This window comes from Streptomyces pactum, assembly GCF_016031615.1.
GTDB classification, from domain to species: Bacteria; Actinomycetota; Actinomycetes; order Streptomycetales; family Streptomycetaceae; genus Streptomyces; species Streptomyces pactus.
The window spans coordinates 1,434,578-1,451,489 of sequence record NZ_JACYXC010000001.1 but is presented as its reverse complement, the minus strand read 5'-3'; the positions used below and the strand labels follow the sequence as shown (position 1 = coordinate 1,451,489).

The window sequence follows — 16,912 nt, the reverse complement described above, 5'->3', positions numbered from 1 at the left end:
TGCGCCCGTGTGCGGTCCGTGTGTCCGGGCGGTTCTTGGCGCGCGGGGGTTCGGTGCACGGGCGGTTCGGTGTGCCCTTGCGGTTCGGTGTGCACGGTCGGTTCGGTGCGCGGGGTCCTGCGCGTCCGTGCGGGCCCGGGCCGACAAGAGCTGCCCCTGAGCCCGGCCGCCCGTGCGGTTCCGTACTGCCCGTTGCCCCGTTGGGTCCTGCGTCGCTCGGTGCGGTCCGATGCGGTCCCCGCCGTTCGTACGTGGCCGGGCCTATGCGGGGCTGCGCGGGCCGTGCCGGATCGTGCGGCCTCGCGCCGGACCGTGCCGGGATGTCCGCCCGGCCCGGCCAGGTTGTGTCCCGGGACGCCCCACCCTCGTCGGTGCCGCACGGCAGACGCACGCTCCGTCTGCCGCCGCCGTGCCGTACGGCACCGGTGTCCTGCCGCGTGTGGCCGGGCGTACCGCCGGGCGCCGGGGCCGGCGCGGCGCCCGCTACCGCAGCGCCCCCTGCCGCCCCCGCGTCCTCGGCACGTGGCCGTCAGACGCCTGGCGGCCCGCAGGCCTGGGTCCGATGCGACTTCGTGCCGTCCCGGCCCACCCGGACGTGTCCGACCGGGCCCGCCGCCCTCCGGTCACCCCGGCCACCGGCACGCGCCGAAGCCCGGGTCCACCGCCAGGCGTCGGCCGGACACATCGCCGGGCGGCACGGGGTATGGCGAGAAGCGCCGGCGCACCACCGGGGAGGTGGCGGCCGGGCCTACCGCCAGGCAGGGCGGATGTTCTGCCGGGCGGTGCGGGGCGTGACACCGGGCGGTGCCCGGACGTACAGCCGGGTTCGCGAACTGCCGGGCGGTGCCGGGGCGTGCCGGCGAACGTCGCAAGCCGTGTATCGGGCGGTGGCGAAGGGGGCCGCCGGGTGCGCGGAATCGTCGGGTAGGCGGCCCGGCCTACCGACGTGCAGGACGGGACGTGCCATCGGGGGACAGCGTCGGGCGCACCGACGTGCAGTGCGGGGCGTGCCACCGGGCAGTGCGGGGCCTGCCACCGGGCAGTGCGGGGCGTACCGACGGGCGATGTCGGGTGTCCTGATGGGCAGGGCGGCGCCTGCCGCCGGGTGACAGGGGCCGTGGCATCGGGCGTGACCGCGCGTGCCGCCGGGTGACGTGCCGCCGGGAGACGTGGGCCGCGGCACCGGGGGCGCCACCGGGAGGCCGCGGGGTGCGCCGCCGCATCGGGAGGGCGGCGGCCTCCGCCGGCGGTGAGGTCCGTACGCCCAGGGCGGTGCCCTCGGGCCGTACGTGGTGGGGGCGACGGGGTCGGCGGGCGGCGGAGGCGCCGGGCGGCACCATGCCGGCGACGGGCGCCAGTGCGGCACCGTGCCGGGGCGGGTGTCAGCAGGGGGACCGGGCCGGACCGGCCCACCGCCCCTGGCCGGCCCAGGCTCGGCCCGCCCGGCGAGGCCGCCGCTCAGCGGCGGGCGTTGGTGCGCCGGGTGGGGGCCGCGGTCCGGGGGTCCTCCGGCCACGGGTGCCGGGGATAGCGGCCCCGCAGCTCCGCCCGCACCGACCGGTAGCCGTCGGCCCAGAACGACTCCAGGTCGGCGGTGACCGCCACCGGCCGTCCGGCGGGGGAGAGCAGGTGGACCAGCACCGGCACCCCGGCCACCCGCGGGGTCCGGGCGAGGCCGAACATCTCCTGCAGTTTCACCGCCAGCACGGGCTGTTCGGCGGCGTAGTCCACCCGCACCCGGGAGCCGCTGGGGACCTCGATCCGCTCCGGGGCCAGCTCGTCCAGGCGGGCCGCGTCCCCGGTGGACCACGGCAGCAGCCTGCCCAGGGCCTGTCCGGCGTCGATCCGGGCCAGGTCCGCCCGTCGGCGGGCCGCGGACAGTTCCGGTTCCAGCCACTCCTCGGCGCGTTCCAGCAGCGCGGCGTCGGACACCTCGGGCCACGGCTCGCCCAGCACCCGGTGGAGGAACGCCATCCGCTCCCGCAGCCGCCCGGCATCGGCGGTCCAGCGCAGCAGCACCGGTCCCTCCCGGCGCAGACCGTCCAGCAGGGCCTCCCTGATCAGCGCCGGGTCCGGGGAGGCCAGCGGGCGGACCCGCAGCTCGATCGCCCCCAGCCGCTCCACCTCCCGGGCCACCACGTCACCGTCGGCCCAGGCCACCTCGACGCCGGAGGAGGCGAGCGCGGAGGCGGCGGCGCGGGCGGTGTCCTCGTCGGTCACCGCGGCCAGCCGCACCCGTGCCGAGGCGGCGGCCACCGGGCGGTCGGCGACGGCCACCGCGAGCCACGGCGCGCTGCGCAGCGCCGAGCCGTCGGCGAGTTCGGCACCGGTGCCGGCGGCCATCAGATAGCTGTGCCCGGCCCGTACGCGGGCCACCCGCTCGGGGAAGGCGAGCGCGGCGACGAGGCCGGCCACCGCGTCGTCGCCGGTGACCCGGACGCCGCCGGCCGGCCCGGACGCCGGCCGGTCGGCAGGCGGGTGACCGGCCGGCGTGCGGCCGGCGGACGGACGGCCGCCACCCGGGTCGCCCTGACCGGCACCCGGGCCGTCGTGGGCGGCCGGGCCGGAGGCCACACGGTCACGGCCGGGGCCGGCGGGCCGCGCGGGGTGGTCCGCCGCCAGGGCGCGCTCCAGCCGGCGCGCCTCCTGCCGCCAGCGGGCCGCATAGCCGTCGCCGCCGGCCCGGGCCGCGCGCCACGCCGCCGCCAGGTCGTCCCCGTACTCCCGGGGCGGTTCCTCGGAGAGCAGCGCCACCACCTCCGCCGCCCGCCGGGCGCCGACCCGCTCCGCGCCGTCCAGCAGGGCCCGGGCGAGCCGGGGGTGCACCCCCAGGCGGGCCATCCGGGCGCCCCGCGCGGTGGCCGCACCCCGTTCGTCCACCGCGCCGATCGCGGTCAGGACCTCCCGGGCGGCGGCCATCGCCCCACCGGGCGGCGGGTCGAGCAGCGACAGCCCGGAGGCGTCCGGATCGCCCCAGCAGGCGGCCTGCAGGGCGAAGGCCGTCAGATCGGCCACCGCGATCTCCGGGGCCGGCAGCGGGGGCAGCCGGGCGTCGTCCGCCTCGCTCCAGCAGCGGTACACCGTGCCGGGGGCCTCCCGGCCGGCCCGTCCCGCCCGCTGCCGGGCCGACGCCCGGGACGCCCGTACCGTGGTCAGGGCGCTCAGCCCCCGGGCGTGATCGACCCGCGGCTCCCGGGCCAGCCCGCTGTCCACCACCACCCGCACCCCGGGGACGGTCAAACTCGATTCGGCCACCGACGTCGCCAGCACCACCCGGCGGCCGCCGCCGCCCGACCCGGCCAGCACCGCGTCCTGCACCTCGGCCGGGGCGCGCCCGTGCACCTGGAGGACCTCCGCGCCGCAGCCGGCCAGCTGTCCCGCCACCCGGGCGATCTCGCCCACCCCGGGCAGGAAGCACAGCACGTCACCGGCGCGCTCGGCGAGCGCCCGCCGCACCACGGAGGCGACGTGCGCCAGCAGGGCCGGGTCGGTGCGCGTCCCGTGCGGCGGGCGCACCGGCCGCGCGGGCGGCGACCACACCACCTGCACGGGGTGGGCGGCACCCTCCGCGGTCACCACCGGCGCCGGCCCGGCACCGGTCCCCAGCAGCCGCGCCCACCCCGTGGTGTCGGAGGTCGCGGAGGCGGCGATCAGCCGCAGCTCGGGGCGGAGGGTGGCGCGCACGTCGAGCAGGAAGGCGGCGGCGGTGTCCGCGTCCAGGTGCCGCTCGTGGCACTCGTCCAGGATCACCGTGTCCACCCCGGCCAGCTCCGGGTCGCGCTGCAACCGCTGGAGCAGGACGCCGGTGGTCACCACCTCCACCACGGTCCGTGGCCCGGCCCGGCGCTCGCCGCGCACCGTGAACCCCACCCGCCCGCCGCCCGCGCCGTCGCCCACCGGTTCGCCCAGCAGCCACGCCATGCGCCGGGCCGCCGCCCGGGCCGCGATCCGGCGCGGCTCGGCGACCAGCACCCGCCGGTGCCGGCCGGGGCCGTCGAGCAGCCCGCTCAGCGCCAGCGGGACCAGGGTCGTCTTGCCGGTGCCGGGCGGAGCGCACAGCACCGCGCCGCCGTGCGCGTCCAGCGCGCCGAGCAGCTCGGGCACACAGGCGCCCACGGGGAGCCGGGAGAGGGCGTCGGTACGGATGGTCACCGTCCCATCCTCCCAGCGGCCCGGCCCGGGCCGGCCCGTCCGCCCCTCGCCGCGCGCCCCCGGTGCCCGACCCTGCCGCGCGATCCCCGGTGGCCGCCCCTGCCGCGGGCCGCCCGGCCCCGGACCGTACGTCACGCCGGTCCATCAGCCGCCGCGGGCCGGGCGGGGTCCGCGGGGCCGCGGACGGCCCGGTTCCAGGGGGACATCGGGATTCCGTGGCGGGCGCCACTGCGCGGCCGGGCGGCCCAGCGCCCGGCGGGGACCGCGCGGGCGCCCCGGCCGGCCGGTTGTGCGGCGGGGCCGGGATACGCCGGTTCCGTGGCGGGCCGGGACGGGCAGGCGGCCGGCTCAGTCCCGTTCGCAGACGAAGATCGCCGTCCCCGGGATGAGATGTCCGCGCAGCGGGGACCAGCCGCCCCACTCCTGGTGGTTCCACTCCGGCCACTCCGGCTCCACCAGGTCGACCAGCCGGAACCCGGCCGCGACCACGTCCCGCACCCGGTCGCCCAGCGTCCGGTGGTGCTCCACGTACACCGCCCGCCCGGCGTCGTCCTGCTCCACGTACGGCGTGCGGTCGAAGTAGGAGGCGGCGACGCTCAGCCCCTCGGGGCCCGGCTCGTCCGGGAACGCCCAGCGGATCGGGTGGGTCACCGAGAACACCCACCGCCCGCCCGGCCGCAGCACCCGGTGCACCTCCCGCATCACCCGCACCGGGTCGGCGACGAACGGCACCGCGCCGTACGCCGAGCAGGCCAGGTCGAAGGAGCCGTCGGCGAACGGCAGCGCGCCCGCGTCGGCCTCCACCAGCGGGAACGCGGAGCCGATCCGCAGCGCGTGCTGCAACTGCCGGTGGGAGAGGTCCAGGGCCACCGGCCGGGCGCCCCGGGCGGCCAGCCAGCGGGAGCACTGCGCCGCCCCGGCGCCGATCTCCAGCACGTCGCGGCCGCGCAGAGCGGACGCCGGGCCGAGCAGCGCGGCGTCCGCCTCGTCCAGCCCCTCCGGTCCCCAGACGAACCGGTCGTCGCCGAGGAAGCCCCCGTGCTCGCTCTGGTACTCGTCGGCGTTCCGGTCCCACCAGCCCCGGCTGGCCCGGCTGCTCTCCGCGCCGTCCGCGGTGCGGCGCACCGCGGTGGCCCCGTCCGCCCCGTCCGCCTCGTCCACCCCGTCCGCCTCGTGTCCGTCGTCTTGGATCATCGCGCGTGTCGTCGTACTCTCTGTCGGCATCAGGCCGCGAACACGGGGCGAACCGCCTCGCGGCACCGGTAGGTGATGCCGGGATTGGGATGAAAGTCTCGTGTGCGGCTCTTCGCGCATTGACCCCGCCCGGCTGTCCCCGTATGCTACAAGTTGCGCTGCGGGCCTGCGCGCCTCAGACGGAGCAGGCCGCGCTCGCACCTGTTGTATGTCCCCTCGGTTGTCGAGGCGCTTTCCGATTCTTCCGGAGTTCTCCGGGGGAGTCGGAGGGGTCGTCTCCAGGCTGTCCGGCGTCTGCAGTGCGATACGGGCTCTCGGCGTAGCAGTACCTACGACTCAATGTCCGTACCGGAGCCCTTTCCCACATGACGAGCAGCACCGAGGCAACCCGCACCACCCCGCAGGTGGCGGTAAACGACATCGGTTCCGAGGAAGCCTTCCTCGCCGCGATCGACGAGACGATCAAGTACTTCAACGACGGCGACATCGTCGACGGCGTCATCGTGAAGGTCGACCGGGACGAGGTCCTGCTCGACATCGGTTACAAGACCGAAGGCGTCATCCCTTCCCGAGAGCTGTCGATCAAGCACGACGTGGACCCCAACGAGGTCGTGTCCGTCGGTGACGAGATCGAGGCCCTCGTCCTCCAGAAGGAGGACAAGGAAGGCCGTCTGATCCTCTCGAAGAAGCGCGCCCAGTACGAGCGTGCCTGGGGCACGATCGAGAAGATCAAGGACGAGGACGGCATCGTCACCGGTACCGTCATCGAGGTCGTCAAGGGTGGTCTCATCCTCGACATCGGCCTCCGCGGCTTCCTGCCGGCGTCCCTGGTCGAGATGCGCCGCGTCCGCGACCTGCAGCCCTACGTGGGCAAGGAGCTCGAGGCGAAGATCATCGAGCTCGACAAGAACCGCAACAACGTGGTTCTCTCCCGTCGCGCCTGGCTGGAGCAGACCCAGAGCGAGGTCCGCCAGACCTTCCTCACCACCCTCCAGAAGGGCCAGGTGCGCTCCGGCGTCGTCTCCTCCATCGTCAACTTCGGTGCCTTCGTGGACCTGGGTGGCGTGGACGGTCTGGTCCACGTCTCCGAGCTGTCCTGGAAGCACATCGACCACCCGTCCGAGGTTGTCGAGGTCGGCCAGGAGGTCACCGTCGAGGTTCTCGACGTGGACATGGACCGCGAGCGCGTCTCCCTGTCGCTCAAGGCGACCCAGGAAGACCCGTGGCAGCAGTTCGCCCGGACCCACCAGATCGGTCAGGTCGTCCCGGGTAAGGTCACCAAGCTCGTGCCGTTCGGTGCGTTCGTCCGCGTGGACGAGGGCATCGAGGGCCTGGTCCACATCTCCGAGCTGGCCGAGCGCCACGTGGAGATCCCGGAGCAGGTCGTCCAGGTCAACGACGAGATCTTCGTCAAGGTCATCGACATCGACCTGGAGCGCCGCCGCATCAGCCTCTCGCTGAAGCAGGCCAACGAGTCCTTCGGCGCCGACCCGTCGGCGGTGGAGTTCGACCCGACCCTGTACGGCATGGCCGCGTCCTACGACGACCAGGGCAACTACATCTACCCCGAGGGCTTCGACCCGGAGGCCAACGACTGGCTGCCGGGCTACGAGAAGCAGCGCGAGGAGTGGGAGCGCCAGTACGCCGAGGCGCAGCAGCGCTTCGAGCAGCACCAGGCGCAGGTCATCAAGTCCCGCGAGGCCGACGAGCAGGCGGCCGCCGAGGCCGGCTCCGCGGCTCCGCAGGGCGGTGGCCAGAGCTCCGGTGGCTCGTACTCCTCGGAGTCCTCGGACAGCTCCGGCGCCCTGGCGTCGGACGAGGCCCTGGCCGCGCTTCGCGAGAAGCTGGCCGGCGGCCAGAGCTGAGGCACCGACCGCATCGGTCACCAGCTGATCAGCTGACCGGCGAGGCCCGCTCCCCCCTGGGGGAGCGGGCCTCCCGCGTATCCGCCCCCGGGCCCCCCACGAGCCGTTCCCCAGGCCTCCGGCCCGCCGTTGGAGCGTGCCGGAGGGGAACGGGGTTGCCGTCCTGCGGCCCCGCCGGAGGAGCGGTGCTGCCGGGGGTTCTGCGGCCCTGCCGGAGGACGGGCTGCCGTGAGAGCGGCCCCGGACGGTCGGCGAGCTGCCGGCGGCGCCTGCGGCCGCCTTCCCGTGGCCGGTTTCCGACGGCAGCCGGACGGTCCCGGACGATCCCGGACGGAGCGGCAGGGAATTCCGGAACGAGCGGCCGGGCAGCGGCCGCACCGGGCCCGGGGCACAGGGCCTGCCGAGGCACGGCGGGAGGCGGCCAGGGACCCGCACGGGAGCCGGATGGCCCCGGCCGGGAGCCCGGGCAGGAGCCCCGGCCACGATGCTGGCAGGCACGCGCACGGGGAGTCTGGCGAGCCCCACAGCGCTCCGGACGCCGCTGATCGGGCCCACCAGGGCCGCCGAGGGGGCCGGAGCACCGGTGGACGGTGCGCAAAGAATGCGCCGACTCGACCGGGAAGGGAATGCTTCCGCCGCCGCCGGACGTTCTTGACCTCGGAACCAGAGGAGGAGCGTCACGGTGTTGGATCCGCAGGATTTGTACGCATGGGAGCCGGGAGGACTCGCGGCGGTGGACGCGATCATCTCCCGGGACTCGGCCGGGCTGGTGCTGCTCTACCACTTCGACGGCTACATCGACGCGGGCGAGACGGGGGAGCAGATCGTCACCCGCCTGCTCGACGGCCAGCCCCACCAGGTCGTGGCGCGCTTCGACCACGACCGGCTGGTGGACTACCGCGCCCGGCGGCCGCTGCTCACCTTCGAACGGGACAGCTGGACCGCCTACGAGACCCCGGCGATCGAGCTGCACCTCGTCCACGACGCCACCGGAGCGCCCTTCCTGCTGCTCACCGGCCCCGAGCCGGACGTGGAGTGGGAGCGTTTCGCCGCGGCCGTCCGCCAGGTCGTGGAGCGGCTCAACGTGCGGCTGTCGGTGAACTTCCACGGCATCCCGATGGGCGTCCCGCACACCCGGCCGGTCGGCCTCACCCCGCACGGCAACCGCACCGACCTCATGCCCGGCCACCGCAGCTTTTTCACCGAGGCCCAGGTGCCCGGCAGCGCCGAGTCGCTGATCGAGTACCGGCTCGCGCTCTCCGGCCACGATGTGCTCGGGGTGGCGGCGCACGTCCCGCACTACGTCTCCCGCTCGCCCTACCCGGACGCGGCGCTGACCGCGCTGGAGGCCGTCACCGCGGCCACCGGGCTGGTGCTCCCGGCGGCGGCCCACGCGCTGCGCAACGAGGCGCTGAAGACCCAGGAGGAGATCGAGCGGCAGATCTCCGAGGGCGATGAGGAGCTGGTCGCCCTCGTCCGCGGTCTTGAGCACCAGTACGACGCGGTGGCCGGCGCCGAGACCCGTGGCAGCCTGGTCGCCGAGCCGGTGGAGCTGCCCTCGGCGGACGAGCTGGGAGCGGAGTTCGAGCGGTTCCTCGCCGAGCGGGAGGGCGGCGCCTGAACGGACGCCGCCCCGCCGGCCCCTTCCCGTCCCCGCGGCACCGCACCGCCACGCCAAGCCGTGGGGGCAGGCCCTCCGGCCGGGCGGCGGTGCTCCCGGGACGACGCAGCCGCACTACCGTCGGGTAGGTTGTGGCCGCGACCGGCGCCACCCCGGGCACCGGCGGACACCCGCCAGACGGCGGAGCGAGGGAAGGGGCGGTCATGCTCTCGGTAGGTCTGACGGGCGGGATCGGCGCGGGCAAGAGCGAGGTGTCGGGCCTGCTGTCCTCCTACGGCGCGGTGCTGATCGACTCCGACCGGATCGCCCGCGAGGTGGTCGAACCGGGCGCTCCGGGGCTCGCCGCGGTGGTCGAGGCGTTCGGACCCGAGATCCTGACCGAACAGGGCGCCCTGGACCGCCCCAAGCTCGGCGGCCTCGTCTTCACCGACCCCGAGCGCCTCAAGGTGCTCAACGGCATCGTTCACCCCCTGGTCCGGGAGCGCTCCGCCCAGCTGGCCGCCGACGCCGGCCCCCACGCGATCGTCGTCAACGACGTTCCGCTGCTCACCGAGAACGGTCTCGCCCCGCTCTACGACCTGGTGATCGTGGTGGACGCCGCCCCCGCGACCCAGCTGGACCGGCTGGTACGGCTGCGCGGTATGACGGAGGACGAGGCCAGGGCGAGGATGGCGGCCCAGGCCACCCGCGAACAGCGGCTGGCCATCGCCGACCTGGTCATCGACAACGACGGCCCGCTGGAGGCGCTGGAACCGCAGGTCGCGAAGGTCTGGGCCGACCTGCTGGAGCGCGAGCGGAGCCGGCGTGGCTGACCCAGGCGTTCGGCCCTGGCCCTCGCGCGCGTCCCGGGCCCCCGCCCACGCCTTGGCTCCGCCCGCGTCCCTGCCCCGGGCCGCTGTTCCCACGGTCCCGCCGGCGCCCGGCGGGAGCGCCCGCCCGCCGCCCGCACCGCCCGCCCGCGTGCCGGGAATGCCCGGGCCCGGCCCCCCGGTTGTGGTGGGCGTACGCGCCGACGGTGCTCCGCCGGCGCCCGGCACCCACGGGAAGGAACCGGTTGTGTCCGAGGCCACGCCCGAGACCTATCTGATCGAATACCGCGCCGCCGAGCACCTGCTCAACGCCCGCGACCCGCGCGGTGCGGTGAAGCTGCTCGACTCGGTCATCTCCGCGTACCCCGAGCACACCGCGGCCCGGCTGCTGCGGGCCCGCGCCTACTTCCTCGGCGCGCAGCTGCGCTCGGCGGAGGCCGAGTTCCAGGTCGTGCTGGAGCGCGAGCCGGACAACGCCTACGCGCACTTCGCGCTCGCCCGCACCCTGCAGCGGGCCGACCGGCACGACGAGGCCACTCGCCACTTCCGCCTCGCCGCCGCCCTCGACCCGCGCCCGGACTTCCTCGCCGCGGCGAAGTTCGGCGAACGCTCCTGAGCGGACGAACTCCCGGGCCACCGCCGGCGACGGTCCCGGGAGTCCAGATCTGTGACGGGTGGTGAGGGTCTTCCCGGGGCCTCACCACCCGCCACCCGGTCACCGTCCGGTGCCGGCATCTCCGTCTCCCGGCGGCGGCCCGCCACCGGGTTCGTCCCCGGGCCGGTAGGGCGGTACATCCGGACCCGGCTGGAAGTGCGGCCCCTGCCGGATGTGCCGGATCACCACGAGCAGGTCGATCAGGGCGACCACCGCCACCACCCCGCAGGCCACCGCCCACCCGGTGCGGTCGGCGATGAGGAAGAGCACCACCCCGGCGATCGCGCAGACCAACCCGAACGCGGCCAGCGCCCGCCGGGCCCGCAGCGCGCTCCGGGCATGAACCGGCTCGTCGCCTGTACGCACCATCGCGACGCATCTCCCGTGAGTGGCTTGCGGTGACGTCCCGCCTCGGTCTCCGAGCCCCGCGCGTCCGCCCCGCCCCGTCTCCCTCTCCGAAGCTACTCCGCGCCCGTCAGGGGTGCACCTTGCGGCCGCAGCGTTCCTGATGGGTGCATGACAATTCTCAATGTGCAGAGACTGACGCGCTGCGTCCCTGTGGTGTCAGAAGCCCATTGAGCCGAAGGATGCCCGGATGGTTTCACGCCAGTAATCGCCCGCCTCGTCCATTGCTGCGTCATCAATTTCGCGGAAGGCGTGTACTAGCTGCTCATAGGCGTCCGATGCTTCCTCGCTGGACTCCGGCCAGTTCTCGTCCTCGGCGATATTAAGTTTCTCCTGGATCAGCATGAGGAACTCGACGAAATTTGCCAGACTGCTGCTGATCCTCAACGTTTGTCGATCTTTCCATGAGTAGACTTCTCCGGTTTCGCTGTTCATGAGAAGGATTCCGTCGCCGGTGCCGAGGCAGATGTGGTCGCCCACGGCCCGTTGCATAGCGCTCTCCGGATTCCCTAGTAGTTCCGCGACGGTTTCCGGCCCCTCGGTGAAGTCGTGCAACGTAATGTGGCCCCCGACGCGTTCGGGGATTCCGATGTCGGTGATCACGCTTTTGGCCGCTCGTTCACGGATGAGATCTTCTGTGGCCCGAGCATCCGACCTCGTTACTTCGAGCCCCCAGTGGGAGAAAGTGGAAATCAGCCTTTCGCGATCAAGTGCCATGGATGCACGCCAATCCTGTGATGATGCGACTCGTTCATTGGTCCGCCTTGATCCGTTCGTTCACCTCCTCTATGGCCTTCTTTATCCACTTGTTGGCCTTTTGCAGCTCTATCTTCTGTTCGTCAGCCAAAGAGTCGCCTACGCGGTCCTCGTTCAAGACGTGTAAAGATATGCCTGCGTTACGCAGTATCGCGAGCGCTACCTTCCCCTGGTCTTTATTCCGGGTTACTCTGTACCACTTTGCTTCAATGGCTTTCGATTGAGTCTCGCAGGCGCGCCCCCAGTAACGGCCCGGGCTTGCCGGGCTCATCCGCTTACTCCCCGACTCCATGAATCCCTCGCCCATGATCAGCTTGAACAGCTCTTCGTGTCGAGTGACGAGCGATTCGGGAACCACTGTGGGCTTCTTGTTCTGGCCTCCCCAGTACAGACCGCCGAAGTGCATCTTTGCGTTGACGTGGCAGCCATCTGCCTCCAATTGTCTGACGAAACCGGCTACATAGTCCGCACAGTTGAGGCAGCAACTCACGCCTACGTCGATATCGAGGTCGACCATCAATCTGCTGTAAGGGCGCCGGTCGCGCCTCACCTGTTCGGACTGAAGGTGGTCGATCTGGAACTTGAGCGGGTCCCAGTCCACTTTGAATCGGGCAGTAACTGCCTCCTCGGCGTGAGCGTTCGATGCAACCTCTGACTCCTGTTGCATCTTTACGTAAGGGCTGTTCTTCGACGGGCCTACGGAAGTTCCCCGGATGCCCGTGATCGAGAAGCAGCCTCGGGCCCAGGTGTCGTTGCCCGCGCGCACATGTTTAAATTGCAAGTACTTCACCACATCGTCGGCTGACTGAGGGGCCTGCCAGGTTACAGCCGGGCTCTCGTATGCCGGATTGACCTCGGCGCGAACGTGGTAGGAGCTACCGCCGTTCGGCTTGAGGAAGAGGCGCTTGACTCCCTTCGCCCGCCATTTTGCCAGAACCTGGCTGAGGGTGGGCTTTATCTGGTTGAGTGGTATCCCTCGGATGGACTTGTATCCGTCGAGGGCTGCCTGGGCGGCAATCTTTTCCTTGTCTTGAGCGGTTACCTTTTTGTGCGCCTTTTCCTTTTTCTGGTGTGCGCTCTTCTTGTTTTCCTCTCCGTTGTCGGGCTTGTTGCGCCTGTCATTGGTTCCCCGGTCTCCTGTCTTGAGCTTCGCCCAGAGCTGCTTCCCCTTCTTCGCGATGAGGTCGACGAGTTTGTCGATGGCGCGGTTGACGGGGCGGGCGGCGGTTTGGAGGACCTGGCGGACTTTGCCGGCGAGGCTGCCGATGCCGAGGAGTGAGGCGAGGACGCCGAGGAGGACGGGGATGCTGGTGGCGAGGGCGTTCTCAACCATCTTGGGGACGCCTGCGGCGCCGCCGCCGGCGATGGCGATGACCGCGTCGAGTATCGCGTTGACGAACTCGATGATCTGGGCGCCCTGGGTGACGACGAAGGTGACGATGTCGATGATCGCCTTGACCGCTCGGATGAACGCGGAGGCCGGGTTGAGCAGGGACAGGATCCAGGTGATGCCGGCGATGATGACGGTGGGGATCAGGTAGGTCTTGAGCTGTTCGAGGATGGTGGTCTTCAGATCGCCGGTGGACTGCTGGATCTCCTTCGCGGCGCCGGCGGGGCCTTCCTTGGCCAGGGCCGAGGCGACGGGGACCTGGGCCTCGACGGTGTCCATGGCCTGGTCGGGGACGCCTTTGCGGGTGATGCGGGTGCGGATGTTGGCCCAGGTCAGGCCGAGCATGGAGGCCAGCAGGGCGATGATGCCCTTGAGGTCGAACTTGGGCGGGATCTCGATGCCGGCTTTGGTGGCGGTGCCCAGCAGCCAGGCGACCAGGCCCTTCTTCAGGTGTTCGCCGATGTTGCCCAGGAACTGGTTGAGACCGGCGCCGACGGCGCGGACGAGGTTGCCCAGGAACCCGATGGGGTCCTTGATGATCTTCGCCACCGCGGAGGCGGCCTTGGCCAGGACGCCCATGAGCATGTTCTTCAGCTCGATGATGGTCTTGATGACCCCGGCGACCGCGTCGACGGCCTTTTGCACCAGGCCCTTGTTGGCTTCCTGGAGCTTTTTGATCTCCTCGTCCACGGCACTCAGGGCCTGGGTGTACTTCTGGGCCAGGTCGGTGACGAGTTGCTGGGACTTGTCGTTGACCTGGGTCTCCAGGTCCTCGAACTTGGCCTGGAAGTCCTGGGCGGCCTCTTGGCCGAACTTCTTCAGATCGGCGGGGAGTTTGTCGACCTCCGCCTTGAGGTCGGCGCGGCCTTCGGCGATGCGGGTCTTGGCCTTGCCCAGTTCGGTGCCGATGGTGTCGGCGACCGCGGAGATGACCCCCTGCACCTTGGCCACATACAGCTTCCGGGACTCCTGGAAGATCTGGTTGGCCTCCGCGGGCATGCCCAGCAACTTGTCCTTGGCCCACTTGGCCGGGCCGAAGAAGCCGGAGTACCGCTTCTTCTTGTAGGCCTTCATCCGCTTCTCGTGATCGGCGGTGAACGCGTCCCGGGCAGTCTTCTCACCGGCGGTGAACTGCTCGTCCACCTTCTTGTCCAGCCCAGTCAGGGTGGTCTCGACGTCCTTCTTGGTGGCGTCGAAGACCTTCTGCAGACGGGCGGTGACCTGGGCCCGCTTCTGCTCGTCCTTGGACTTCGTCTCGCCCTTGCCGCCGTCGACCTGCTTGCCGGCCGCCGCGCGGGTCGCGGTCAGCGACGCCATCGCCTGCGCGCCGGAGGCGGCGGCCCCGGCCTTGGCCTCGGCGAGCTGGGCGTTCTCGGCGGCGCGGGCTTCCCCCGGCGCCGTGGCGGAGTGCTGTTCGGCTTTCTTCTTCTCGGTCAGGGCTTCGTCGAAGGCCGGCTCATTGCCCTTCTTCAACTGCTCCTCGGTGACCTCCGCATCGGCCAGCGCCTTGTCGTTGGCGGCGGGACCTTGGGAGAAGTCGGTGACCGCGGCCGGCTGTTTGGCGGGCACGGCGTCGGCGGCGGACGGCGCGCCGGGGTTGGGCGGGGGCCGGTCGGGGGTGAGGGGGGTGACGGGTTTGTCCTTGGCGGCGGAGGTGTCGGGTGGGGCTTTGGTGGTGGTCTCGATCTCCTGGGCGGAGGTCTTCTTGCCGTCGGAGACCTTGCCGTCCACCTCCTCCTTGACCCGGTCCGCCTTTCCCGAGTCGGAGAACTTGTCGGCCTCGTCAAGGTTCTTCGGCGCCTGTTTGGCGATCGCGGCGTTCACCGCCGCGACGAACGCCGCCTTGTCGAAGGTGCCGGGCTTGGCGGCGTGCATCTTCTCCGCGTTCGCCGCCTTGCCCTGCGCCTCCTTGTCGTCCGGCGGCGCCACCGCCGCGTCCTGCGCGGCCTGCGATTCGGCGGTGGCGGGCGGATGCTGGGCGATCTTCTGCTTCTTCGCCGCCACATCCGAGCGGACCTTCCGGAACCCCGGCGCCTGCGACGGCGGCGGCTTCACCGGCGCGGTGTACCGCTGCGCGACCAGCCGGGCCACAGCCCGGTTCCCCACCGTGCCCTGGAGACGGTGCAACACCCGCGGATCGGAGGCCCGGTGAACGCGTGCCGGTGCCAGTGGTGCGACGGCCGCGGTGTCCCGGACCGCGCCGTCAGCGGTGGCGGGCTGCCGGGCCGGCTGCCGGGTGTCCTCGGTGGCGTGCTCCCGGGCGACGCTCATCACGGTGCACGTCCACCCGAGCGGCGGTCCCGCGCGTTCCGCGAGCGGGCGCGTCGCGGGCGCCCGCGTCCGGTCCCCTCGTATCCCGGACGGGCGACATGGGCCCCACCGTGCGTCCCCGGCATGCGCTCAGCATGTGGGCGCCCGACGCGGCCGGACGATCGGCGCCGGGGTCGACATGGGGGCCGACTTCCGTGCCCCTTAGGGCAGGACGAGGTGAGATCGGCGCCGCTGAACAGGGCTCGTCCCCTGCGGGACGGACCTGCCGACCGGTAGCTCTTCGCGCTGCCCACGCACCGGGGCAACCGGTTGAGGGCAGGAGGCCGGTCCGGTGCCCGCCGCCCGTCCGGCTCTGCCGGGCGTACCGACAACAGGCCCGGGACAGGTCCGCGGGGCAGACGTCAGCCCCGGTCGGGGCGGCGGGGTTCCCGCCGTGCCGGAGCCGGCGAGCCACCGGACCGCCGCGCCTCCGCCGACATCAGCAGCACGGACCCGGAGGCGAAGGTGAAGAACCTCCGGCGGCCGGGCGGCTCGGGGCCCACCGGGGCGCGCGGCGCGGGCCGGGGCGGCGGCGGGGGCGGCACCCGGTCCCGCAGCGGCACGGTGGCTGCCCGCCCGCCGTCGCCCGGCACGGTGGCAGCCGGCCCGCCGCCGGCCGGTGCGGTGCCCGACCCGCCGACCGGTGCGTGAGCCTCGGGCCCGGCACCACCGTCCGGCGCCGGGGGTCCCGCCGCCTCGTACGGAGGCAGCTCCAGCATCCGCTGGGTGCGCCGGGCGATCAGATGGATGATCGGGGCGGGCAGCCACCCGGACCCACCGTCCTCGCCCGGGGCGTCCGCCGCCCACTCCCGGCACAGCTCCTCGGCGGTCGGGCGGTGCGCCGGTTCCTTCACCAGGCACCCCTCGATCACCGGGCGCAGCGCCGCCGGGACGCCGGAGAGGTCCGGGGTGTGGTGCACGGTCCGGAAGAGCAGCGCCTCCACCGGCCCGGAGCCGAACGGCCGTTCACCGGACGCCGCGTAGGCCAGCAGGCAGCCCAGGGAGAAGATGTCGCTGGGCGCCGCGACGGTTGCCGAGCCCTGCGCCTGTTCCGGGGAGAGGAAGCCCGGGGAGCCGATCACCACGTCGGTGGCGGTCAGGCGGGTGTCGTCCAGGGCCCGCGCGATGCCGAAGTCGATCAGTCGGGGGCCGTCGAGCGCGAGCAGGACGTTGCCCGGTTTGACGTCCCGGTGCACCAGCCCGGCGGTGTGCACCGCCGCCAGCGCCTCGGCGAGCCTGCCACCGAGCGTCCGGACGCTGTGCTCGGGGAGCGGACCGTGGCCGCCGACCGCCTCCCCTACGGACGGTCCGGGAACGAACTCCGTGGCCAGCCAGGGGGCCGGTGCCTCCGGACCGGCGTCCAGCACGGCCGCCGCCCACCGGCTGTGCACCCGGCGGGCGGCGGTCACCTCGCGGCGGAAACGTGTCCGGAACGCGGGGTCGTCGGTGTACTCGGCGCGGATCACCTTGATCGCCGCCAGGGCCCCGGAAGGCGACCGGGCCAGCAGCACCATGCCCATGCCGCCGGCCCCGAGCCGGCCCAGCACGCGGTATCCGGCGATGTGCGCCGGGTCGGTGGGGAGCAGTGGTTCCATCAGAGACCGGCCTCCGACGACCGTGCCCCGGCGCCGCCCGGGCGGAAACGGTACGGACGTCGAGCGCACGCCCAGGCCGTGACCGCGCACGGCGGAACCGTCGCTGAGCGGTGACAGCTGCCGGGACCGCGATCCATGTGACCATCCCCCCCGATGGCGT

At 72.8% G+C, this 16,912-nt stretch carries 10 protein-coding genes; 4 read left to right on the top strand and 6 right to left on the bottom strand.

What is annotated here, in order from left to right; translation table 11 throughout:
* Positions 1-1,458: 1,458 nt before the first annotated feature.
* Positions 1,459-4,152 carry an ATP-dependent RNA helicase gene (locus IHE55_RS05740; RefSeq protein ID WP_197988039.1) on the bottom strand — a complete coding sequence of 898 codons (2,694 nt, stop codon included), beginning with the start codon at positions 4,150-4,152 and terminating at the stop codon, positions 1,459-1,461.
* Between the two features lie 348 nt (positions 4,153-4,500).
* A complete protein-coding gene (locus IHE55_RS05735) occupies positions 4,501-5,346 on the bottom strand; it encodes a class I SAM-dependent methyltransferase (protein WP_232265462.1) in 846 nt (281 codons plus the stop codon).
* A 365-nt stretch (positions 5,347-5,711) separates the two neighbouring features.
* Between IHE55_RS05735 and rpsA the strand changes: the two genes are divergently transcribed.
* The 4 genes from rpsA (at position 5,712) to IHE55_RS05715 (ending at position 10,257) form a co-directional block, all read left to right on the top strand.
* Positions 5,712-7,211, top strand: a complete 1,500-nt coding sequence (gene rpsA, locus IHE55_RS05730; RefSeq protein WP_197988038.1) for a 30S ribosomal protein S1 — start codon at positions 5,712-5,714, stop codon at positions 7,209-7,211.
* A 682-nt stretch (positions 7,212-7,893) separates the two neighbouring features.
* Positions 7,894-8,832 (top strand): PAC2 family protein, encoded by a 939-nt coding sequence (locus IHE55_RS05725; RefSeq protein WP_197988037.1) that lies wholly within the window; start codon positions 7,894-7,896, stop codon positions 8,830-8,832.
* A gap of 203 nt (positions 8,833-9,035) precedes the next feature.
* Positions 9,036-9,644 (top strand): dephospho-CoA kinase, encoded by a 609-nt coding sequence (coaE, locus tag IHE55_RS05720; RefSeq protein WP_197988036.1) that lies wholly within the window; start codon positions 9,036-9,038, stop codon positions 9,642-9,644.
* Positions 9,645-9,888: 244 nt separating this feature from the next.
* Positions 9,889-10,257 carry a tetratricopeptide repeat protein gene (locus IHE55_RS05715; RefSeq protein WP_197988035.1) on the top strand — a complete coding sequence of 123 codons (369 nt, stop codon included), beginning with the start codon at positions 9,889-9,891 and terminating at the stop codon, positions 10,255-10,257.
* 99 nt (positions 10,258-10,356) lie between these two features.
* Here IHE55_RS05715 and IHE55_RS05710 read toward each other — a convergent pair whose 3' ends face one another.
* The 4 genes from IHE55_RS05710 to IHE55_RS05695 form a co-directional block, all read right to left on the bottom strand.
* A complete protein-coding gene (locus tag IHE55_RS05710) occupies positions 10,357-10,665 on the bottom strand; it encodes a DUF6343 family protein (RefSeq protein WP_197988034.1) in 309 nt (102 codons plus the stop codon).
* A gap of 195 nt (positions 10,666-10,860) precedes the next feature.
* Positions 10,861-11,418 (bottom strand): SUKH-4 family immunity protein, encoded by a 558-nt coding sequence (locus IHE55_RS05705; protein WP_197988033.1) that lies wholly within the window; start codon positions 11,416-11,418, stop codon positions 10,861-10,863.
* A 34-nt stretch (positions 11,419-11,452) separates the two neighbouring features.
* The gene (locus tag IHE55_RS30770) at positions 11,453-15,118 is read right to left on the bottom strand and encodes a phage tail protein (protein WP_232265958.1); all 3,666 of its coding nucleotides are present in this window, start codon (positions 15,116-15,118) and stop codon (positions 11,453-11,455) included.
* Between the two features lie 401 nt (positions 15,119-15,519).
* Positions 15,520-16,752, bottom strand: coding sequence for a serine/threonine-protein kinase (locus tag IHE55_RS05695; RefSeq protein ID WP_197988032.1), 1,233 nt, complete (start codon positions 16,750-16,752; stop codon positions 15,520-15,522).
* Positions 16,753-16,912: the final 160 nt, after the last annotated feature.